Annotated in this window: 19 protein-coding genes; 6 read left to right on the forward strand and 13 right to left on the reverse strand. The window is 59.9% G+C overall.

The window, feature by feature from the left end:
* Positions 1-461: 461 nt before the first annotated feature.
* From tyrS to argH, 4 genes are read right to left on the reverse strand one after another with little or no spacing between them, the layout of a single operon-like run.
* Positions 462-1,721 carry a tyrosine--tRNA ligase gene (gene tyrS, locus QMB98_RS01930; protein WP_371683955.1) on the reverse strand — a complete coding sequence of 420 codons (1,260 nt, stop codon included), beginning with the start codon at positions 1,719-1,721 and terminating at the stop codon, positions 462-464.
* 14 nt (positions 1,722-1,735) lie between these two features.
* On the reverse strand, positions 1,736-2,224 hold the full coding sequence (locus tag QMB98_RS01935) for a hypothetical protein (RefSeq protein WP_371683956.1): 489 nt from the start codon (positions 2,222-2,224) through the stop codon (positions 1,736-1,738).
* Complete coding sequence (locus QMB98_RS01940; RefSeq protein WP_371683957.1) at positions 2,225-2,914, reverse strand: DNA-3-methyladenine glycosylase; 690 nt, start codon at positions 2,912-2,914, stop codon at positions 2,225-2,227. It abuts the gene before it with no gap.
* Positions 2,915-2,938: 24 nt separating this feature from the next.
* A complete protein-coding gene (gene argH / locus QMB98_RS01945; RefSeq protein WP_371683958.1) occupies positions 2,939-4,354 on the reverse strand; it encodes an argininosuccinate lyase in 1,416 nt (471 codons plus the stop codon).
* A gap of 277 nt (positions 4,355-4,631) precedes the next feature.
* On the opposite strand from argH, the gene argF reads away from it, so the two are divergent.
* Both argF and QMB98_RS01955 read left to right on the forward strand, forming a co-directional pair.
* A complete protein-coding gene (argF, locus tag QMB98_RS01950; RefSeq protein ID WP_371683959.1) occupies positions 4,632-5,618 on the forward strand; it encodes an ornithine carbamoyltransferase in 987 nt (328 codons plus the stop codon).
* Entirely contained in the window at positions 5,615-7,150 is a 1,536-nt protein-coding gene (locus QMB98_RS01955; protein WP_371683961.1) for an MFS transporter, read from the forward strand. Before argF ends, QMB98_RS01955 begins: the two co-directional genes overlap by 4 nt.
* Positions 7,151-7,194: 44 nt before the next feature.
* Here QMB98_RS01955 and QMB98_RS01960 read toward each other — a convergent pair whose 3' ends face one another.
* Positions 7,195-7,584 carry a hypothetical protein gene (locus QMB98_RS01960; protein WP_371683962.1) on the reverse strand — a complete coding sequence of 130 codons (390 nt, stop codon included), beginning with the start codon at positions 7,582-7,584 and terminating at the stop codon, positions 7,195-7,197.
* Positions 7,585-7,898: 314 nt separating this feature from the next.
* On the opposite strand from QMB98_RS01960, the gene ilvD reads away from it, so the two are divergent.
* A complete protein-coding gene (gene ilvD, locus QMB98_RS01965; protein ID WP_371683963.1) occupies positions 7,899-9,611 on the forward strand; it encodes a dihydroxy-acid dehydratase in 1,713 nt (570 codons plus the stop codon).
* A 153-nt stretch (positions 9,612-9,764) separates the two neighbouring features.
* On the opposite strand, the gene QMB98_RS01970 is transcribed toward ilvD, so the two are convergent.
* On the reverse strand, positions 9,765-11,450 hold the full coding sequence (locus QMB98_RS01970; protein ID WP_371683964.1) for a homing endonuclease associated repeat-containing protein: 1,686 nt from the start codon (positions 11,448-11,450) through the stop codon (positions 9,765-9,767).
* Between the two features lie 179 nt (positions 11,451-11,629).
* On the opposite strand from QMB98_RS01970, the gene QMB98_RS01975 reads away from it, so the two are divergent.
* Positions 11,630-12,739 carry a DUF1524 domain-containing protein gene (locus tag QMB98_RS01975; protein ID WP_371683965.1) on the forward strand — a complete coding sequence of 370 codons (1,110 nt, stop codon included), beginning with the start codon at positions 11,630-11,632 and terminating at the stop codon, positions 12,737-12,739.
* A 210-nt stretch (positions 12,740-12,949) separates the two neighbouring features.
* Here the strand turns inward: QMB98_RS01975 and QMB98_RS01980 are convergent, their stop codons facing one another.
* The 7 genes from QMB98_RS01980 to QMB98_RS02010 form a co-directional block, all read right to left on the reverse strand.
* Complete coding sequence (locus QMB98_RS01980; RefSeq protein ID WP_371683966.1) at positions 12,950-14,191, reverse strand: argininosuccinate synthase; 1,242 nt, start codon at positions 14,189-14,191, stop codon at positions 12,950-12,952.
* On the reverse strand, positions 14,188-14,700 hold the full coding sequence (locus tag QMB98_RS01985; RefSeq protein WP_371683967.1) for an arginine repressor: 513 nt from the start codon (positions 14,698-14,700) through the stop codon (positions 14,188-14,190). The genes QMB98_RS01980 and QMB98_RS01985 overlap by 4 nt, the downstream gene beginning before the upstream one ends.
* Position 14,701: 1 nt before the next feature.
* Positions 14,702-15,832, reverse strand: coding sequence for an acetylornithine transaminase (locus QMB98_RS01990; RefSeq protein ID WP_371683968.1), 1,131 nt, complete (start codon positions 15,830-15,832; stop codon positions 14,702-14,704).
* A complete protein-coding gene (gene argB / locus QMB98_RS01995) occupies positions 15,832-16,728 on the reverse strand; it encodes an acetylglutamate kinase (RefSeq protein WP_371683969.1) in 897 nt (298 codons plus the stop codon). Before argB ends, QMB98_RS01990 begins: the two co-directional genes overlap by 1 nt.
* Positions 16,725-17,879: a bifunctional glutamate N-acetyltransferase/amino-acid acetyltransferase ArgJ gene (gene argJ / locus QMB98_RS02000; RefSeq protein WP_371683970.1), complete on the reverse strand. Its 1,155-nt coding sequence runs from the start codon at positions 17,877-17,879 to the stop codon at positions 16,725-16,727. The genes argB and argJ overlap by 4 nt, the downstream gene beginning before the upstream one ends.
* A complete protein-coding gene (gene argC, locus QMB98_RS02005) occupies positions 17,876-18,916 on the reverse strand; it encodes an N-acetyl-gamma-glutamyl-phosphate reductase (protein ID WP_371683971.1) in 1,041 nt (346 codons plus the stop codon). The genes argJ and argC overlap by 4 nt, the downstream gene beginning before the upstream one ends.
* Before the next feature lie 165 nt (positions 18,917-19,081).
* The gene (locus tag QMB98_RS02010) at positions 19,082-19,537 is read right to left on the reverse strand and encodes a carboxymuconolactone decarboxylase family protein (protein ID WP_371683972.1); all 456 of its coding nucleotides are present in this window, start codon (positions 19,535-19,537) and stop codon (positions 19,082-19,084) included.
* A gap of 54 nt (positions 19,538-19,591) precedes the next feature.
* Here QMB98_RS02010 and QMB98_RS02015 point away from each other — a divergent pair, with 54 nt between their 5' ends.
* Together QMB98_RS02015 and QMB98_RS02020 are read left to right on the forward strand one after the other, a co-directional pair.
* On the forward strand, positions 19,592-20,548 hold the full coding sequence (locus tag QMB98_RS02015) for a quinone oxidoreductase (RefSeq protein ID WP_371683973.1): 957 nt from the start codon (positions 19,592-19,594) through the stop codon (positions 20,546-20,548).
* Between the two features lie 494 nt (positions 20,549-21,042).
* Positions 21,043-22,419: a hemolysin family protein gene (locus tag QMB98_RS02020; RefSeq protein WP_371683974.1), complete on the forward strand. Its 1,377-nt coding sequence runs from the start codon at positions 21,043-21,045 to the stop codon at positions 22,417-22,419.
* The last annotated feature ends 100 nt before the right edge of the window (positions 22,420-22,519 follow it).

Genomic DNA, 22,519 nt, shown 5'->3' on the forward strand with positions numbered 1-22,519 from the left:
GCATGTGTTAAGCACGCCGCCAGCGTTCGTCCTGAGCCAGGATCAAACTCTCCGTAAAAAACTTTACAAAGACATCCGAAAACAGACTCTCAAAAAAAACAAAACAAAAAAGAATCAACAAAAAAACAAAAAACGTCAATAAACAAAAAACGACACACTATTGAGATTCAAAACAAGCAACCCACACCCAGTGGAATGCTAGGCATTCCGCTGAAAGGGACGTTTCACAAGCTTAGTACCTGAGGACTTCTCCGTCAAGTTCCGTGTCCGAGGTAACTCGGTCATTTCGCTCGGCTTTGGGGCGCGTTGTACCCAGGAAGTTTTTCCTGATTGGTTTTCCGCATCCCCGCGGCAAGATATAACTTTACGGACCTGACTCCACTTGGTCAAACCGGATCTGGGTGAGCCGCGCCACCATCGAACTTTTTGTTGATATGACGCGGCTTCACCACCTTAGATTCCTAGGAAACGCGACCGACAGCGAGGTTCTTCTTGCCCTTGCGGACGAGAACGAGGCCGCCGGGCAGGATATGTTCCTCGGTAATGACAGCTTCCGGATCTTCCACCTTGACGGAGTTGATCGACAGGCCACCGGCGGAGATCGTGCGGCGAGCTGCGCCCTTGCCCTTTTCGAGGCCGAGTGCCTCAACCAGATCCACGACCGGAGTGCCCACTGCGACGGGAGCCGAGGGCAGTTCCGCAACCGCGTCGTTCAAGGTAGCGCCATCAAGGTTCGCGGGGTTGACGGTTCCGAAGAGAGCTGCGGATGCTTCCTTCACGCGTTCGGTTGCTTCCGCACCGTGGACGAAGGTGGTTACTTCGTCGGCGAGGCGGCGCTGACCAAGGCGGAGGTATGGCTTCTCCGCGGACTCGGCAACGATCTGGTCGATCTCGTCGAGGTCCACGAAGGTGAAGACCTTGAGCAGACGCTCTACATCCGCGTCGGCCGTGTTGAGCCAGAACTGGTAGAAGGCGTACGGGCTGAACATGGTCGGGTCGAGCCAAATAGCGCCACCTTCGGACTTACCGAACTTGGTGCCATCGGACTTTGTGATGATCGGGGTGGTGAGGACGTGAACGGACTTGCCCTCCACCTTGTGGATGAGGTCCATGCCGCCCACGAGGTTGCCCCACTGATCATTACCACCGGTCTGAAGGACGCAGTTGTACCTGCGGTTCAGCTCGAGGAAGTCGTTGGCCTGAAGGATCTGGTAGGAGAACTCGGTGTAGGAGATCCCCTCGTCGGAGGCGAGGCGGCGAGCAACCGTGTCCTTCGCCAGCATCGTTCCCATGCGGAAGTACTTGCCGAGACCGCGGAGCAGGTCAATGCCGGACAGCTGCGAGGTCCAGTCGTAGTTGTTGACGATGCGAGCGGCGTTGTCGCCCTCGAAGTCGAGGAAGCCGGAGAGCTGGCCGGCCAGCTTATCGGTCCACTCCTTCACCTGCTCCTCAGCATTGAGGGTGCGCTCACCCGATTCCCTCGGGTCGCCGATGAGTCCGGTTGCTCCGCCCACGAGAACGAGGGGGTTGTGGCCCGCGTTCTGGAGGTGACGCATGAGAATGACAGCCACGAGGTGACCGTGGTGAAGGGAGGGACCTGTCGGATCGAAGCCGCAGTAATAGGTAATCGGTCCCTCGTCCATCGCCGCGCGGAGCGCATCAATATCCGTGTGCTGAGCAATCAGGCCGCGGGCCTGCAGCTCATCAAGAATGTGGGACACGTTGATTACCTTTCCTATTCGAATGATTCATTCAAAGTATGCCACGTGGCTTCCCCTGTTCCGCCTTTGATCTCATCGAACAGGATCGACCACAGCAGGTCACCCACCTGATCGGGTATCACGGTGCCGGATTGGCGGGGCGTCCATTGAACGCTATCTCCAATGGTGCGAAGCTCATCAAGAGTGAGCGGATCATCGAGGTCCAATACGGCTCTCGTTTCAATGTCGACGTAGCCAGTCTCGACTGAACGGGCCTCCGGGTTCCAGTGCGGACCTAAGTAAATTTCTGACGTGAGGACACAGGCCCCGACGAGCCCGCGAGGGTCCTCACCGACCTTGACGATGAAGGCACGATCCCCCGGTTCCATCCCCGAACGCCTATTCCCGGTGTTCCAAGTACTAGCCGGGAACCGCCCCGCCTCGATCATTGGTTCCCACGCCCTCCAGTCCGGGTAGGGATCGTAGGCCAGGTTCGGGTTCACGAGAAATAGAAAGTAAGCCACTTACTTCTCGTTTCGTGAGTTGCCGGCTGGGATCTTACCCGGACGGTAGGCGCTGACGTGGCGATCACCCGGGATCCAGTACCGCCACGAGTACTCCACTCCCCCACCAACTCCCGACACTCCAACCCGTGGGCCGGCGACATAATCCTCTGAAACAGCAGACGGCGTCAGGGTGACGGGCTTGAGCGCAACCGACCTGAGGGAGGGAGACTCCAGATCTTGAGTCCGGTCGTATTCCTGTAAGGAGCGGGAGACATCGATGGTTGTCTTTTGCGGCTGGATGATCGGGACTCCGTTGTACCCACCATCGATGCCCAGTGCCTGCGCGAGGCGTGCGGGTCCCCTCGCAAGATCTCGATCGGACTTGGCTGCGACCCTGCGGCTACGTGCGAGTTCCGTGCCGTCTACCACTTCGCCCGCCCGAAGGAGGACACCGCCGGCCATTCCTTCTGGCCAGCACACGACGTTCGCGGCCCAATGCATGCCGTAGCTGAAGTAGACGTACAGGTGACCGGCGGGACCAAACATTGTGGCGTTCCGGTCGGTTTTACCCCGGTACGCATGCGATCCGGGATCCTGCTCTCCCCGATATGCCTCGACCTCGACGATGCGGATCGACACATCGGTGGTGATGGTGGCACCCAGCAACATGGGCGCCACCTCGCAAGGATCACCGAAAAGATCAATCACGAATAGAATCAGACACGAAGGGGATTAGTCCCGCGCTGCGGTGAACTTCCGTAGACGATCGAGTTCCGTCCTTGCGTTGGCGAGCTGCTCGCGCACGCGGACAGGTGCGGTCCCGCCAATGCCATCGCGGGATGCGACGGAACCCTCGACAGTCAGAACTGAGCGAACCTCGGGAGTGAGACGCGAATCGATGGCAGCGAAGTCCTCGTCGGTGAGTTCGTCGAGTTCGATGCCGCGCTCCTCGCAGACTCGGACGCAGGCGCCGGAGATCTCGTGAGCATCGCGGAACGCTACGCCTTGCTTGACGAGCCACTCGGCAATGTCGGTGGCAAGGGAGAAGCCCTGGGGTGCAAGCTCTGCCATGCGCTCGTAGTTGAGACTCATGGTCGCGACCATGCCCGTCATGGCGGGCAGGAGAGCATCGAGGGTATAAACCTGATCGAAGATCGGTTCCTTGTCCTCTTGGAGGTCGCGGTTGTAGGCAAGCGGAAGGGCCTTGAGGGTGGCAAGGAGGCCAGCGTGGTCACCGATCATGCGCCCGGCCTTGCCGCGAGCAAGTTCTGCCACGTCCGGGTTCTTCTTCTGCGGCATGATCGACGAACCGGTCGAGTACGCATCGTCGAGAGTGACGAAGGAGAACTCCTTCGTGTTCCATACGATGATCTCCTCGGAGATCCGCGACAGGTTGATGCCGATGAGGGCAAAGATGAAGGAGTACTCGGCGGCAATGTCGCGGGAGGCGGTGCCATCAATGGAGTTCTGGGTGACCGAATCGAAACCGAGTTCCTCAGCTATGGCTTCCGCGTTCATCGACAACGTGTTGCCAGCGAGGGCACCCGAGCCGTACGGGGACACTGCCGCCCTGCGGTCAGCGTCTGCCAAACGTGCCACGTCACGCAAGAGCGGCCATGCGTGCGCCAGCAGGTGGTGCGCAACAAGGATGGGCTGTGCGTGCTGGAGATGGGTGCGGCCGGGCATGATCGCGTCTCCCGTCTTCTCAGCCTGAGCCACAAGGGTCTCGACGAGGTCAAGAACGCGGCTTCCGATGCGGCGCGATTCATCGCGCAGATACATTCGGATAAAGGTGGCAATCTGGTCGTTGCGTGACCTGCCCGCGCGAAGCTTTCCACCGAGGTCGCCTGCTCGTTCGAGAAGTCCGCGCTCAAGAGCGGTATGGACGTCCTCGTCACCGGGAGCGGGGACGAAGGCTCCGGTGGTGACATCCTCGTCAAGCTTGTCGAGGGCCGCAATCATGTCGGTGACTTCGTTGTCGGTCAGCAGGCCGGCTCGTCCGAGCTCGCGGGCGTGCGCCCGTGATCCTGCAATGTCGTACTTGGCGAGACGCCAATCAAAATGCGTGGACTTGGACAGGTGTGCGAGAGCGTCGGCGGGACCGCCTTCGAAGCGGCCACCCCACAGGGCGAGTTGATCATCGGTCATGGTTCCATCTTGCCTCACCTACGGCCTCGCTTCGCAACTCTGACCACGAGAGGTAGACCAAACTCCGACCACGGGAGGCAGACTAAAGGAGGCAGAGTCAATCCACGAAGGAGTGGGGAAAGAATCAAGAAGGATGGAGTGAAACAACAATTGAATATAAGGAGTGGTGCGACATGGCGATGACGTGCAGTGACGGTTGGAGGATGCCAATGAGCACTTACCGCATACATGTCGGACCATCGTGCCGCGGCCGATCCGGGTGTCTAGAATGGCGTTTATGACTTTTATGACCGGGCATCATTTCCTGAAGGAATCAGATTTTACTCCTGAGCAGTGGCTGTCGTTTGTTGATTTGGCGGAGCAGCTGAAGAAGGACCGTGCCGCAGGTAAGGAGGTGCAGCGCCTCCAGGGCAAGTCAATTGCGCTGATCTTTGAGAAGACGTCGACCCGTACTCGCGCCGCCTTCGAGGTTGCCGCGATCCATCAGGGTGCCGGCACCACCTACCTTGATACCTCCTCTTCCCAGATCGGTCACAAGGAGTCAATTGAGGACACGGCCAAGGTGCTTGGTCGTATGTATGATGCCATCGAGTTCCGTGGCGATCGTCAGGCCGACGTTGAGACCCTCGCAGCGAACGCTGGCGTCCCGGTCTACAACGGTCTGACTGATGAGTGGCATCCGACGCAGATGTTGGCTGATGCTCTGACGATTCGTGAACACGTGGACAAGCCGTATTCGGATGTTGTTTCTGCCTACGTGGGAGATGCTCGTTTCAACACGGGTCGTTCGTTCCTCGTGACGGCAGCCCTGCTCGGGCAGGATGCTCGAATCATCGCTCCTGAGGGTTATCAGCCCCCGGCCGATGTCGTGAGCCTCGCTCAGGGCATCGCGAACGAGACGGGTTCCCGGATCACCATCACCGATGATGTGGATGCTGTCGAGGGTGCCGATGCTGTGTCGACTGACGTGTGGGTTTCCATGGGTGAAGCCAAGGAAGTGTGGTCCGAAAGGATCACAGCCCTGCTCCCCTACCAGGTGAATGCTGATCTCATGAAGAAGGCACCAAATGCGATCTTCATGCACTGCCTGCCCGCCTTCCACGATCAGGAAACCGCGGTCGGTCGCGACGTGCTCAAGACCTTTGGATTGGCGGAGCTCGAGGTAACCGATGAGGTCTTCCGCTCGCCCAACTCCGTCGTATTCGATCAGGCAGAAAACCGCCTTCACACGATCAAGGCGGTCATGGTGTCGACTCTTTCGTGAGTAGCCCGCTCCGGGCACTCGCCGCCCCTATCTACATTCCGTCACTGATCTACTCGATCGGTAATGGCGCACTCCAACCCGTCATCGTGCTCGCCGCGCTCGACATTGGTTTCAGTGAGGCGGGGTCCTCGGCTGTGCTCGGAGTCTCCGGAGTCGTCGGCGTCTTTACGGCGCCCATGCTCGGCTCCTTCATCACGAAGGTGGGTGACCGCAGGTCACTCGTCATTGCAAGCGTCCTCGCTCTCTTCGCCCTGGCCACATCGCTCAGCGCACTCCTGTACTCGGACACGAGCTACGCAAAGGTGGCCTTCATCAGCGGCATTGTCGCCATCGCGATCTCCCTGAACGTGTGGACTCTGGCAAGGCAGGCCTACATCGCCGACTCCCTGCCCGGCATGTGGCGTGGCCGTGGCCTGTCAACGCTCGGCGGAGTGCTCCGCATTGGTGTCCTGGTCGGCCCGCTACTCTCAACCGCGCTCATCGCCCTCTGGGGCTTGAGTTCCGTGTTCGTCATGAATGGGGTGACGGTCGCGATCTCCCTCGCCCTTATCCTCCGGTACCTCACGCCTGTCCAGCCCCTGGCTGGTACGTCGAGTATTGAAGCACAGGCCATCGAGGCGCAGGCGGAGCGAGTAGAGCAACAAGAGCGTGAAGAAGCTGACGAGCAGGCACTGCTGGATGCGCATGCAGAACTGCAAGAACGTGCAGAGCTTGTTGAGCTTGAAGATCGAGACGAGTTAGCTGGGCAAGAAGGCCAGCCAAGAGTTGAGCCAGCTGTTGACGTGGATGATCTGGCTGTCATCGATGGTCACGAGGCCGGCGAACCTGTTGTTCCCGCCAAGAATGACGTGGATGATGCGATGGCGGAGCGGCCGAGCTCCGGTCGCCACATGCCATCCGATTCTCATCCCCTTGGCGTGCCCAGACCCGATCTTCGATCGACGATCATTGCAGGTATTGGGATCACGAGCCTCACGGTGTTGCGAGCGAACAAGAACGTCATCATCCCGCTCTGGGGCACCGCTCTTGGACTTGACCACGAGACAATCACGCTGGCCTTTGCCGCGTCCGCGCTCATTGACACGATCATGTTCTATCCCGCGGGGAAGATGGCGGACAGGAGGGGCCGGCTCTGGGCCCTCCTGCCTTCCCTCATCATCATGTCCTTCGCCATCGGCCTTATGGTCACGTGGTCCACGGCAGTCGGTTTCTTCGTTGGTTCCATCCTGCTTGGCTTCGGCAACGGGTTTGGGTCTGGAATCCTCATGACTCTCGGAGCGGACCTCTCACCCTCGCAGAACAGGGCCACGTTCCTCGGTTACTGGCAGGCCATCGCCAACTCCGGAACAGCCGCTGGACCGTTCGTTGTATCGGGCCTCACAGCGCTCATTGGAGTCGCTGCCGGTCTGTGGGCAACCGCTGCGCTCGGGCTGTTCGGAGCAGTCTGGTTCCGCGCCTTGTTGCCTGGCACCTATCGCAGGTTGGGGCTCACGCTCCGTGGCATGCCACTGGAACCTGAGGACACAAAGTAATCAGCAAGGTTCAGAACCGTAAGCCAAAGTTCAGAACCAGTAACTTAAGCCTCGTCCGGCCACGACCACTCCGGACCATCACGGTGCGCTGATGGGCGGTGGAGCATGCCGGAGAGATAGGAAATGACGAGCTCGTCATCGTCGCCCGCACCCTCTTGCAGCCGCGGACTATCCGCGTTCACGACGCCGTCGTAGATCAGGGTCCAACCGTGGTCGACTCGTGGCTGCCAGATGATCGTGACCTGGGGGCTGTTCTTCAATGCCCCAACAACCGAACCGTAGAGTCCGTGGATATGGGCCGTTCCGTCCTTGTCGAACACCGGGTCAACCGTAAAGATGCGAATGTACTCATCCGGATGCTGTCCGATGAGAGTTCCGCTCCCAAACGGTTCCGTCACGGTCGTGAACTTGCCGGCCCCTACTTTGATGCTCATATGTCTCCCTCGACGCTCTGTTCCATTATCGCCTCCGCAGGGTAGTTGCATTCCCGCTTTTGTCCCAACCGCGATCACGCTTTGTCTCTGCTAGCGCCACGGAGTTGAAACAGCGCCATCTCAATGCCGATGGCCCACCATCTCGGACCGATCAAGTCCCACAATCTCACTTGAACATGCGTTCTCTCGACCTTGAGAGTGTGCGCATTGGGATAGCAGTCGTGCGCACATCAGAGCCGATACCCTGTTTATCTCTGTGCAGACTCGTTGCGCTGACTATATGTAATGAAGGTGGCGCGGATTACACTGTTTTTATGAGTAGCGAAGAATATCCAGACGGAATCGACATTAAGCCTCGGTCGCGTGATGTGACTGATGGACTGGAAAAGACGGCAGCCCGAGGAATGCTTCGCGCCGTCGGCATGGGAGATGACGACTGGGTGAAACCCCAGATCGGTATCGCCTCCTCCTGGAACGAGATCACCCCCTGCAACATGACGCTGTCGAAGCTTGCCGGGTTCGCGAAGGAAGGCGTCCATCAGGCCGGCGGTTATCCACTCGAGTTTGGCACGATCTCCGTGTCCGATGGCATCTCGATGGGACACGAAGGAATGCACTACTCCCTCGTCTCCCGTGAGGTCATCACGGACTCCGTCGAGACCGTCATGTCGGCAGAACGACTCGACGGTTCCGTCCTGCTCGCCGGCTGTGACAAGTCGATCCCGGGGATGCTCATGGCGGCGGCCCGCCTCGATCTGGCCAGCGTCTTTCTCTACAACGGGTCGATCATGCCGGGAACGGCACGGTTCGAGGACGGAACCGAGAAGGAGGTGACGCTCATCGACGCCTTTGAGGCCGTTGGTGCGTGCAGGGCGGGCAAGATGTCGGAGAAGGACGTCGACGCCATCGAACGCGCTGTCTGTCCGGGTGAGGGCGCCTGCGGCGGCATGTACACCGCGAACACGATGGCATCCGCCGCTGAAGCCATGGGCATGTCGCTCCCCGGTTCCGCCGCACCCCCGGCCATTCACCGCAACCGCACACTCTTCGCGAGGGACTCGGGCAACGCCGTTGTTGGTCTCCTTCGCCGCGGCATCACCACCCGAGACATCATCACCCGCGAATCGCTCCTGAACGCCATCGCTGTCGTCATGGCCTTCGGCGGTTCAACGAACGCCGTCCTACATCTCATGGCCATTGCTCACGAGGCGGAGGTCGAGCTCAGCCTCGACGATTTCAACGCAATCGGTGACAATGTGCCCCACCTGGGCAACCTCAAGCCCTTCGGCGAGTACGTCATGAACGACGTGTTCAAGGTCGGTGGCGTTCCAGTGGTCATGAAGGCATTGCTGGATGCTGGATTGCTCAACGGTGACTGCCTGACAGTCACGGGCAAGACCGTGGCAGAGAACCTCGCCAACATCAATCCGCCCGATCCCGACGGCAAGATCCTGCGCGCACTCGACAACCCGATCCACAAAACCGGTGGACTATCGATCCTGCGTGGTTCTCTCGCGCCCGAGGGTGCAGTGGTGAAAACAGCAGGATTTGATACCGACGTCTTTGAGGGAACGGCACGCGTCTTTGAGCAGGAGCAACCGGCCATGGATGCCGTTCTGGCCGGTGAGCTCAAGCCGGGAGATGTTGTCGTCATCCGCTACGAGGGTCCCAAGGGCGGTCCGGGCATGAGAGAAATGCTCGCCATCACTGGAGCTATCAAGGGAGCCGGCATCGGCAAGGACGTTCTCCTCATCACCGACGGCAGGTTCTCCGGCGGATCCACCGGCCTCTGCATCGGACACGTCGCTCCTGAGGCTGTGGATGGCGGGCCGATCGCTCTCGTCAAGGACGGCGACCGCATCACCGTCAACATCCCGAATCGAACCATCGATCTCGATGTCGACGAAGCGGAGCTGGAGGAACGCAGAAAGAACCTCGTTCATCCCGTGAACCACCGCCTCCACGGCGTGCTCGGCAAATACGCCAAGCTCGTGCAATCGGCTTCGATTGGAGCTGTCTGCTACTAGCAATCGGCTACTTCTCCGTCATGGTCATGGAGTCACGCCGGCCCACAGCTTAGCTGAATGCGCGGGTTCATCATCCTCGCAACCAACTAAACGAATCACCCGCCGCACTTCAAAACGCAAGCCGCACTCCGTGAGGAAGACGATGGAGCATTCCTAGTGACCATGTATGTCAGATGGCGCAGGCTGGGTCACCCTTTTTGCTCGGAACCGATTGGCCACACGCGACGCTCTTGTGGCTTCGGTTGACGTGTACCTCCTCGTGCCAGCCTGCACAAGCTTTTCTTCACTCGCTCGATGGCTTTCAAGAGGCTGGCTTGGATGGGCGTATGGCCCGTGAGTTTCAGATGCCTGCATGTCACGGCTCATCTGCACTGGGCGAGACTCCTCATCAGGTCGGGTGATCTGGTGGACCAGCTCATCTTGAGACTCTCTGGATAGGTCTTTGTCTTTAAGGCTTCTCGCTGCATCAATTACCTCAGGCCAGCCTCCAAACCTTGACTTCAGCGCCTGCGGGCCGGGCATATTTCTTTCCCTTGCCCAATCCCGATATCCTTCAAACGTCACACGTTCGATGCCGATCATGTAAGCAATCAACGGCTGAAGGAGTTCTGAATCGGAGAGGTTTGCATAGTGCCCACGTTTTCCGGGCGTACCACCAACCGACCGGACAAGCTCATTCCAAGTCTTGCCAGACTGATGTAAGAGACTGGGGACTACTGGAGCATCATTTTCCGTCGCCCACGCCTTGTACTTTGCGCAAGTCAAGACTGGCCCAACCTCTTCGACCGCTCGCCGCACGATGGTCACGGGATCCACGCGTTCCTTAACGAAGGTTGACCAATCTCTCGGACGAAGCACCTCCTGCGCCCAGCTTGGCGAATACCCATTATCCTTGCCCGCAAGGACAAGTTGTGCAGTCTTGGATAACTCAATCCATGAACCATGCAACCTGATTCGAATGAGAGCGCCGGATGGTCGTCCTTCCGACTTCGACGACCATTCCTCGAAATTCCGGAAGCTATAGCTATCTTTAGTTTCACGGAAGAAGTCGATGAGGCTCGCCCACAGGTCATCGTCAGAATGTCGGCGTTCTCGTTCGACTTGGTGTGATCCTTCAACTCCCGCCGCCTCAAGCGCGAGTGCCCACTTTCCAAATCTGTTCATCGGTGTCTGCTTTGTAGGCCCACCTCGTGCCCGACTCCATTCCTCAAACTTTGCTGCGCTCGTTTGGCCAGTCTCTTGGTTGAACTGTCGAAGCATTTCAAGAAGCTCTTGATCAGACCAATCCCTTGGGTCGACCCGCTTCTTGCGAGAGTTAGCGTGAAGTCCCTTGCGCGGGCCTAACGCATTACGAATGAATGCTTCTGACAATTTGAGATCCGAACTTGCTTGGGAGATCGGGGCAGCGGGATTGTTCACGGACCATTGAATTACAGCCTCCTGATCCCTGACTTTCTGCGCCAGTCGGTCGGCCTCGCTGATGCGAGCACGGGCTTCGTTGATTTCCGATGTGGTCCACGGACTCTTTCCAATGAGCTGACGAACCCGCTCTCGCGTCAGTCCGTACTCATTGCCGATTTCTTCCAGCGTTGCTCCGCTCGCGTAGCGCTGGACCATGGCGATCTCCCTATAGTCGCGACCAACCCATTCGGTATTTTCGATTCGCGTGATCATGCGACGAGCGAATATCAGCTCCGAATCAGGATCCTCATTACTGTCCATCGAGTCATGAGCTCGTTCTAATAAGTTGATGCCCTGGTTCGGCTCCTGCGCATGCAGCGATCTTTGCTCTTCGCGCGCAGCTGAATCAACGACACGCTCTTGACCAAGTGTCTCCATCGACAACTCCACTGGATTTCGGGACTTTTGTCCTTCATGTTTGCTTCTGGATCAGCTTAGCTCCCAGCTCGGACACTTTGTGTACTTAATGTCACCTGCACTCTACGCGAATATGCTCCCAGGTAATTTACAGTTACAAGAGTGAATTAGTTTCTACTGGCTTGAAATGGGTACGGAGAATGCGTCGGAAGTTTTGGTGGATTGCAGGAGCAATTCTCGTTGTCGGAGTGGTTCCCGGAATCGGTGAAGCAATCACTCCGATCGAGGAAGGTGTCGCTGAAGAAACTACCGAGGTTGCTGAAACAGTTGAGCCGACCCCGGAACCTACGACCGAAGAGCCAGAGCCCACACCGACCCCGACACCGACCGCCGAACCAGACCCCGATCTTGAGTCTCCCGACGCTGAAATCTTCGTTGTCACCGAGGTCGAGGGAGTAAACGCCGCGGATGTTCTCGAGACTCTCGAGGTGAAGGGACGCGCTCCCAAGACCGGTTACGATCGCGACGAGTTTGGGCAGCGCTGGGCAGACACCAACCGCAATGGTTGCGACACCCGCAACGACATCCTGAACCGAGATTTGACGGACGTCACTTACAAGCCCGGAACCTACGACTGCGTCGTCCTGACCGGTGACCTTGTCAGCCCTTACACCCGGGAGCTCATCAACTTCCAGCGCGGCAACGATACCTCTAACGAGGTTCAGATTGACCACGTCGTGGCGCTCTCGGATGCGTGGCAGAAGGGCGCACAGCAGATGACCTTCGAGGATCGCACGCTGTTTGCCAACGATCCGCTCAATCTGCTTGCGGTCGATGGTCCCAGCAATGCCCAGAAGGGTGATGGTGACGCGGCAACCTGGCTACCCGCCAACAAGTCCTACCGTTGCGAGTATGTCGCCAGGCAGGTCGGCGTTAAGGCAAAGTACGGCCTGTGGGTGACTCCCGCCGAGAAGACCGCCATCACCAACATCCTCGACGCCTGCCCCGATCAGCTCATTCCAGAATCGGATGTCATGACCGTCATCGAGGTAAAGGCTCCGGAGCCCACGCCCGAACCGACCACGGCTGCTCCCGCGCCCTCCCCCACTCCGGCACCAGCCCCCGCCGCTGCGCCGACTCAGGCACCTGCACCGGCACCCGCCGCGGCTCCCGCACCAGCGCCCGCCGCGGAGGTCTACTACGCCAACTGCACCGAGGCACGCGCCGCTGGGGCGGCCCCGATCTACGAGGGACAGCCGGGATATCGAGCGGCAATGGACCGCGATGGCGATGGTGTCGCCTGCGAATAAGGCAATCGTTTAGCGAGTGGGGAGGCGGCATTAAGGCGCCTCCCCACTGCCATCTGTCCACGTGTAGAAATGTCTTATTGGACCAGCTCGGGTCAAGGGACTTTTCTGAGTAGATACGGAATTGGGCCCTGAGAGCACTAACTGTCAAAGCCCAATTCCTCGTTCTATATCAAAATCAAGATCGGAAGAGATTCCTCGATCAAGATCGGATTAGCTGAGCTTGGACTCTCCGAGATCCTCACCCTTGCCGAAGGCAACGTCGCGAGCTGCTGCGAGCTTGCTGGGCAGGCCCGTGATCTCGATGAAGCCACGTGCCGATGCCTGGTTGAAGGAGTCACCTGCATCGTAGGTTGCGAGGTTGAAGTCGTACAGGGAGGTGTCGGAACGACGGCCGGTGACGGTGGCGCGACCACCGTGCAGAGTCATGCGAACGTCACCCGAGACGTACTCCTGAGTGGAGGCAATGAAGGCATCGAGGGAGCGCTTGAGCGGCGAGAACCACTGGCCTTCGTAAACAATATTGGTCCACTGGTCGGAGACGGTGCGCTTGAAGCGTGCCTGATCGCGGTCCATGGTGACGTTCTCGAGCTCACGGTGGGCCTCGATGAGTGTCATGGCGCCGGGAGCCTCGTAGATCTCACGGGACTTGATGCCGACCATGCGGTCCTCGACGATGTCGATGCGGCCAATGCCCTGGGCGCCAGCGCGCTTGTTCAGCTCCTGGATGGCCTCGAGCGGGGTCACCTTGCGGCCGTCGATGGCGACGGGAATGCCCTTCTCGAAGGAGATGATGACCTCGTCCGGGAGCGGAGGGTAGGTCGGATCGTCCGTGTAGGAGTAGACGTCCTTCGTGGGTGCGTTCCAGATGTCCTCAAGGAAGCCGGTCTCGATGGCACGACCCCACACGTTCTGGTCGATGGAGAACGGGTTGTGGTGCGTGGTCTCGATCGGCAGGTTGTGCTTGTTGGCGTACTCGATTGCGAACTCACGGGTCAGTGCGAGGTCGCGGACGGGTGAGAGGCACTTGAGATCCGGGCCGAGGGAGGTGATGCCAACCTCGAAGCGAACCTGGTCGTTGCCCTTGCCGGTGCAGCCGTGTGCCACCGTGGTGGCGTCGAACTGGCGAGCTGCCTTGACGAGGTGCTTGACGATCGTGGGGCGGGAGATTGCCGACACGAGGGGGTAGGCATCCATGTAAAGGCCGTTGGCGGCCAGCGCAGGCATGCAGTATTCGTTGGCGAACTCGTCGCGAGCATCAGCAACGTAGGCCTCGACGGCACCGCAGTCGAGTGCGCGCTGACGGATTGCTTCGAGGTCTTCACCACCCTGACCAACGTCGACGGACACGGTGACAACCTCTGCACCGGTCTGTTCCGCAATCCATCCGATAGCGACCGATGTGTCCAAACCGCCCGAGTAGGCGAGGACTACGCGATCCTTGTGTGCGCTCATGCGTTATTCTCTTTCTCTGTTGCTCGATTTTCAGCAAGACTTAGTAGGTAGTTGGCGAGCGAGCCGGCCCGCTCCGCCGAGTTGGTCACAATGAGGACGGTGTCGTCTCCAGCAATGCAGCCAAGGACCCCGTCAAGAACAGCCCGGTCAACCGACGACGCCAGAATCTGCGCCGCACCGGGCGGGGTTCGCAAGACAACTTGATTGAAGGCAACCTTGGCGGTCAAGAGCAGGTCCTTGCACCACCGTTCCAGGTAGTCACGTGCCGCAATCGTCGCGTCCGGAACATCATCCGGGTTCGGCAGCACGTAGCCTTGGCGGCCGCCCGGCATGCGCACCTTCGTGGCCCGGAGGTCGTCGAGGTCGCGTGACAGGGTTGCCTGGGTGACAACGATGCCGCGGTCCTGAAGCTCGAGGCGCAACGCCTCCTGGCTCGCGATCTGCGATCCGTTGATGATCTCGGTGATGACGGAGTGCCGTGCGGCACGGGTCGTTGGGGTCGTTCTCACGTCACTTCCTCAATTCAACAAGGGCCGCGATGAACGGCTCGAATTCTTCCGGGGTCATGATAAGCGGAGGCGCGATCCGGAGCGTGTCCGGTCCAGTGGCGTTCGCGATGAAGCCCTTGGCGCGAAGCTCCGCAACGAGACCGGGAGCGTCGCTCACCTCGATGCCGAGGAGCAGGCCCTTGCCACGGACAGCGAATCCGGCCTTCTCGAGCTCAGTCTTGATCCACGCTCCGGTCTTCTGAACGTTCGGGAGGAGGTCCTTGACCTTGCCGAGAACCGCCAGGGCAACGGCTGCGACCACGGGGTTGCCGCCGAAGGTGGAGCCGTGGCTGCCCGGGGTGAACAGGTCAGCTGCCTCGCCGGTCGCGATGATCGCTCCGATGGGCATGCCGCCACCGAGGCCCTTCGCGAGGGTGATGACATCGGCCTGGATGGTGTCGGTGTGGGCGAACCACCGTCCGGTGCGTCCCATGCCGGTCTGGATCTCGTCGACAACGAGGAGGGCTCCGATCCGATCGGCTGTCTCCCTCGCCTTGAGGAGGAACTCCTCCGACAGGGGGACGACGCCGCGTTCGCCCTGAATGGGCTCAAGGAAGATCGCGGCCACGTCATCACCGAGGGTTTCGAGTGACTCAACCGTCGGCTCGATGAACTCGCATCCGGCGATCTGGTTGAAGCGCTCGCGGATCGCGGTCTTGTAGGTGATGGAGAGCGACCCGAGGGTACGCCCGTGGAACGCGCCCTCGAGAGCAACAAACTTGCCTCCCGGCTTGTGCAGCATCGCGAGCTTGAGAGCTCCCTCGTTGGCTTCAGCTCCGGAGTTGGCCAGGAAGACCTTGCCCGGCTTGCCGCCCTCGCTTGCCAGCAGATCAAGCAGGGTCTTGGCCAGGTTGATCTGAGGTTCGGTGGTGAAGAAGTTGGAGACGTGGCTGAGCTTGCTCGCCTGCTCGGTCATCGCCTCGGTCATGGTCGGATCCGCGTACCCGAGTGCGTTGACGGCAATGCCGGCAAGGAGGTCAAGGTACTTGTTTCCGTCGGTGTCCCACACGTACACGCCCTGACCGTGGTCGAGCACGAGAGAGGGTGCGCCGAATGCGTTGACGTACACGGATTCGTAGGTAGAAATCGTCATCATTTGTCCTTCGTGACGAGAGTTCCCACTCCCGCATCGGTAAAAATCTCAAGGAGCATCGAGTGGGCCATCCGCCCATCGATGACGTGCGCGGCTCCCACGCCGCCCTCGATTGCGTGGAGGGCCGCCTCCATCTTCGGCTTCATTCCCGAATCCAGCTTGGGAAGCAGTTCCTTCAACTGGTTCGTGCTGATCTCCGAGGCCAGGGAGTCCTTGTTCGGCCAATCCAGGTACAGTCCCTCGACATCGGTCAGCATGAGAAGCTTCGAGGCGCCCAGGGCCGAGGCGATGGCAGCGGCCGCGGTATCGGCATTGACGTTGAGAATGCCGTTGCCCTCCACGTCCATAGCGATCGTCGAGATGACAGGGATCCTGCCGTTGTCGAGCAGGTCGTGGATGCTGGCGGGATTCACCTCGTGCACGTCACCAACCTGACCGAGGTCGACCTTTTCACCATCGATCTCGATGTAGCGCTTGCGGCCCGTGAGAAGGGCGGCGTCCTCACCGGACATGCCGACCGCGTAAGGGGAATCCTGGTTGAGGAGCGACACGAGGTCGCGCTGCACCTGACCGGTCAGCACCATCCGGACCACGTCCATGGCCTCTTCGGAGGTGACGCGCAGTCCCCCACGGAACTCGGATTCGATGCCCAGTTTATTCAGCATCGCGTTGATCTGGGGGCCGCCGCCGTGCACGACGACGGGGCGCAGGCCAACGTGATAGAAGAACAGGACATCGTGCGCGAACGCTTCCTTCAGTTCCTGGTTGACCATGGCGTTGCCACCGTACTTGATGACGACGGTCTGACCAGCAAACTCCCTGATCCAGGGCAGTGCCTGAACCAGTACCTCCGCCTTATCCTGGGCGGCCAATAGTCTCTGCAAGATCGTGCTCATGTTGTGTACGCCGAATTCTCTGTCACGTAGTCGTAGGTCAAATCGTTGGTGAGGATGCTGGCAGACTCGATGCCCGATCCCAGCTGGAGCTCGACGGTGACGAGGCGGTCACCCGCCATGTCCACCTCGTCGCGCCTACCAGTATCGACACCGTTCTCGGCAACGGGAACACCGTTGATGATGACGGCGAGATCGGCGGGATCGAAGGGGGCGATCTCCTCGGGAACGGTGCCCGCGGCGGAGATGATCCTGCCCCAGTTCGGGTCGTTGCCGAAGATCGCGCACTTGAACAGGTTCGACTGCGCGATGGCACGGGCCACGGCAAGCGCACCCGCCTCGGTGGCCGACTTCGTCACAGAAATATTAATATCGTGGCTCGCGCCCTCAGCATCGCCAATCATCTGTTTCGCAAGATCGGCACACACCTCACGCACTCCCCTCGCAAACTCGTGCGAATCGGGGGTGATCCCCGAGGCGCCGCTCGCGAGTAGAAGAACGGTGTCATTCGTGGACATGCAGCCATCGACATCGATGCGGTTGAACGTGTGGTCAACCGCTTCCTTGAGAACGTTCTGAGCAAGCTGGGAATCAACCACGGCATCGGTTGTGATGACGCACAGCATGGTGGCCATGCCCGGGGCGATCATACCGGCGCCCTTCGCCATGCCGCCCACCTTGAAGCCTGTCTCGAAGGTCGCCTGCTTCGACACGGTGTCGGTGGTCATGATGGCACCAGCAGCATCCGCGCCCCCGTCAGCGCTCAGAGCAGGCACCGCGGACGCAACGCCATCGACGAGCGGCTGTGCTTCCATCGTCACGCCAATGACGCCGGTCGAACACACGCCAACATCGTTGGCCGAGATTGAGAGTGCATTCGCGACGGCCTCGGCCGTCGCTGTCGTGACAGACATGCCGCCAACGGTCGCAACGTTCGCATTGCCGGAGTTGAGGACGACGGCCTTGAGGGAACCATCGGCGAGAGCGTCACGCGTCCACAACACCGGCCACGCCACGACGCGGTTGGTTGTGAACACACCGGCAGCAACATCGAGGGGACCCTCGTTAACGACGAGGGCGAGGTCGGGCTTGCCGGATTCCTTGAGTCCAGCGGTCACGCCGGAGGCAACGAAGCCTTGAGGAAAAGTGATCACGGAGCTACTCCCACTGCGGTCAGGCCCGTCTCTTCGGCAAAGCCGAGGGACAGGTTGAGGGACTGGATGGCGGCACCCGCGGTGCCCTTCACGAGATTGTCGATCGCGCAGATCGCGGTCAGCCGCTGCTTGTCGCGATCGAGAACCGCATGGACGAGAGCAGTGTTCGCACCGGTCACCATAGCCGTGGTTGGGATCTGCTCGCTGTACTGAACGAAGGGTTCGCCATCGTACGCCTCACGGTACGCGTTCGACACGTCCGCGGCGGTCGTACCCGGCTTCACGGGAATCGACACGGTGGCGAGAATGCCACGCGAGACCGGAGCGAGAACGGGAGTGAAGGACAGCCTTTCAATCTCTGCACCAGCCTTGCGCAGGTTCTGCATGATCTCGGGAATGTGCCTATGCGTGCCACCCACGCCGTAGGGGGCGAGGCTACCGAGCGCCTCGGATGCCATGAGGTGCGGCTTCGCGGCCTTGCCTGCCCCAGAGTATCCAACGGCCAGGATCGCAACAATGTCCTCACCGGTGGCGATGCCAGCGTGGACCGCGGGCTGAGCCGCGAACGTCACGGCGGATGCGTTGCAACCGGGAGCCGCAATAAGCTTCGATTCTGCAAGGATCTCGCGCTGGGTCTGTCCGGTGCGGATCAGCTCGGGCATGGCGTAGGCCCACGGCTCCGCCATCTCTGCCCCGTAGTACTCGGCCCACGCGGCAGGATCCTCGAGCCGGTGGTCAGCGCCGAGATCGACGATTCGAACATCGGGATTGACATCGAGGATCGCTGCGGAGATCTCGGCGGAGGCGCCGTGCGGAAGACCAAGGATGACCACGTCGGAGCCGGCCAGGGTCTCGGCTTCGATGGCCACAAGCTCGCGATCCGCGAGGGATCGCACGTGAGGATGAACGTTTCCTAGGGGGCCACGCGAGGAGTGCGCGGCCAGGACGCCAACTTCGAGTTCGGGATGCGAGGTGAGCAGGCGGAGCGCTTCTCCACCCGCGTACCCAGATGCGCCCGCAACAGACACTTTAACCATACGCATAAGTATACGCGGAGGCGTATTTATTTCAAGTTGCTGGACGTGTGCACCACGACATGAAACCACTGTCACGTGAACGCATGGCAAACACGCCACTGCGCGGCATCAAGCGATGAATAAACGAACCTGGGTGCGAGGCGGATTCGCTTGAGCGGCCTCGTTCTAGCGAACCGGATGACCGGAAAGAATGGAGATTCGGTTGAAGGCGTTGATGGCGATCGCGATCCACGCCGCGGCTGAAACCTGGTCGGGCGTGAGGACGGAGGCGATCTCGTCGTACCGTTCTTCTGCGCCCACTGCCTGCGGTAGCTCTGTGGCCAGCTCCGCCATCTCCAACACCGCCCGCTCTTCGGCCGTGAAGATCTCGGTGTCCCGCCACGCGGGAATGACGGCAACCTTGACGGCGTCGACTCCGGCGCGAACGAGCTGAGGCACGTGCGCCTTGAGACAGCTGGGGCACTTGTTAATTTGGGAGCACCGCACGTTGATGAGCTCAACGAGGTCACGACCGAGGCCGGCCTCGTCCGCGATCTTCTTGACGGTGTCGACAAACTCGAGAGCCGACCGATATGCGAGCGGGTGCTGACGGTCGATGTAGAGCCTGCCAGGTGATTCCATGATTACTCTCCCCATTGCCTGAGCTTTCGCTCTAGTCTAGGACCAAGGAGGACAATGATGTACGCAATCCGAGTTTCGAAGGCCGGTGGCCCAGAGGTTCTCGAATGGGTCGAAGTACCAGATCCAGTTCCCGGTCCCGGTGAGCTCCTCATCGAGGTGGAGTACGCAGGACTGAACTTTATTGACACCTATCAGCGCTCCGGTGTCTACGCCATGAACACGCCGTTCATTCCCGGACAGGAGGGGTCCGGCAAAGTCGTCGGCCGCGGCGAAGATGTCGAGGGCTGGTGGGATGGCACCCGCGTCGCGTGGACGAACCAGATGGGAGCCTATGCCCAAAAGGTTGTCATCCCCGCAAGCGCGGCTCTCTACGTTCCCGATCATGTCCGCATGGATACCGCGGCCGCACTCCCCCTGCAGGGAATGACGGCTCACTACCTCGTTCGGTCCGCATACCCGGTCGGAACCGGCACGAGAGTTCTCATCACGGGTGCCGCTGGCGGAGTCGGTCGCATTGCCGGCCAGCTCGCCAACGCCCAGGGCGCCATCTCCATCGGCACCGTCAGTTCCGAAGAGAAGCTTGCCTTCTCCGAAACCACCCACACGATCGTGGTCAAGGACTGGTCGACCATCAAGGACCAGGTCATGGAGAAGGTTGGCCAGGTCGATGTCGTCTTCGACGGCGTTGGTCTCGCATCTTTCGATCACACGATCGAATGCATCCGACCTCGCGGCCTCATGTGCCTCTTCGGCGGAGCATCCGGCCAGGTGCCGCCCTTTGACCTCCAGCGCCTCAACGCTCTCGGTAGCCTCTACGTCACCCGCCCCACGCTGCGTGACTACTTGGGTAATGAGATGGAGTGGCGCTGGCAGGAACTCACCGAGCGCACCGCGGCAGGTCGCCTCGACATTCTCGTCGGCAAGATCTTCGACGTTCAGTACGCAAGCAAGGCACACGAGCACATCGAGTCCGGCAAGTCCATCGGCAAGACGCTACTGAAGATTCACTGATCAGTCAGCGGCGAGGTCGCCACAATCGGAAGAACTGGGGAGCGGGGCATGCCGGCGTGAAGCCGTTGTGCCCCAGGTTCTTGCTGAGCCATGAGGCCGAGTAAAGCACAAGCCATCAACCACTCCTCCCATTCCGCGCAGAGCATACTGGGATTTCAGAGCATCTCATTCCGGCGATGCTGACGAACGTCCAAAGCAGCCGGAGCCACTCACGGATCCTCGAATCGTGGCTCAGGCATTGATAAAAGTGCCTCTGGGATTCACTGTGACCTCTGTGTCGGCCTCAGCCACGCGTTGAGCTGACTCCCACCCCCTATCGGCGCGATCACCGCGTCTACCAGTGTTTTTCATAACATGCGCCTTCCATCTTGACCGTGGTGACTTTCGTTCCTTTAGGATGATCCCGTGGAAAAAACCGCTCAATCAGACCCTGACAGTACATTGACCGCCTTACCTGGCCATGTGGCCTTCAAGAATGGTGAGGTGGTCGGATCATGAACAGCCTCGCTGTGAACATCATTATGGTGTTCGTTTTTGTCATTATTGGCGGTATCTTTGCCGCATCGGAAATGGCCCTCGTATCGTTGCGAGAGAGCCAGCTACGGCGAATGGAAAAAGAATCCAAGGCGGGCAGTCGCGTCGCCAATCTCGCCCGCGACTCCGGTACATTCCTTTCGGCCGTGCAGATCGGCGTGACATTCGCCGGCTTCTTCTCCTCGGCCTTTGGTGCCTCAACGATTGCCCCTCAGCTCGAACCGGTTCTCGTGAGCTGGGGCCTGTCGGAAGGCGCAGCGGGCCCAGTTGCCCTCGTTATTCTGACGCTCCTCGTTTCCTACCTCTCACTCGTTCTTGGTGAGCTGGTACCGAAACGCATTGCGCTCGCACGTAACGAGGCAACATCGAAGATCCTCGGCCCACCCCTGTCCAAGTTTGCCGTGCTCCTCAAGCCGGTCATCTGGATCGTCAACGTGTCCTCCGCTGCGATCCTGCGCCTCATCGGCATCAACCCGGACGATAACGGCAACGCCATGTCCGATGAGGAGGTGCGCGACATCGTCGTATCCCACGAGGGCTTCGACGTTGCTGAACGTGACATGGTGGAGGACGTCTTCCAGGCATCCAACACCCTCCTCCGCGAGGTCATGCGCCACCGCCGCGACGTCGTCGCCATCCCTGAGGATTCGACCCTCGGTCAGGCCATCGAGGCCGTAGCCGACCAGCCGTACTCCCGCTACCCGGTGTACCGGGAAGAGATCGATGACGTCATCGGATTCGTTCACATCCGTGACATCTACGAGGCCCGCTACAAGCTCAGTGCGGACGGCCCGATCACCTCGATCATCCGTGACATCCTCATGGTTCCAGGCACGTCGACGATCATGCCGGTCATGAACAACATGCGTTCCTCCGGCCACCACATTGCCGTCGTCATTGACGAGTACGGTGGCACAGACGGTCTCGTCACCCTCGAGGACCTCATTGAGGAACTGGTTGGTGAGATCTGGGACGAGTACGACACCGACATGTACCGCGAGGAAATGAAGCTCCACGAGTCGAAGATGTTCGACGGTCAGACCTCCCTTGAGGACTTCTACGACCGCAGCGGCATTCAGCTACCCGAGGGACCCTACGAGACCATCGCGGGATGGATGCTCTCCCACATGGGGAGGCTCGCCAAGCCCGGTGACGTCGTCCCCATCGACCACCACCTGACCGAGGATGATGAGGACGACTCCGACTCCATCCGCTACGAACTCGAGGTCGCAACCGTGGAGCACAACCGCATCACCGCGATCCAGCTCCGCAAGACCACGGTCCAAAGCGACACGGTTGACGGCAACGAGACCGAACCGGTCTCCGACGGCAAGTAGTTCCGAAAAGCAACTCCATTGCGGAACTAACCCTCATAGGAGAACCCAGAACATGGGAATAGGAAGGCCCTGGACTACTGTCCAGGGTCTTCTCCGTTCA

The organism is Flaviflexus sp., from assembly GCF_041440645.1.
Classification (GTDB): Bacteria; Actinomycetota; Actinomycetes; order Actinomycetales; family Actinomycetaceae; genus Flaviflexus.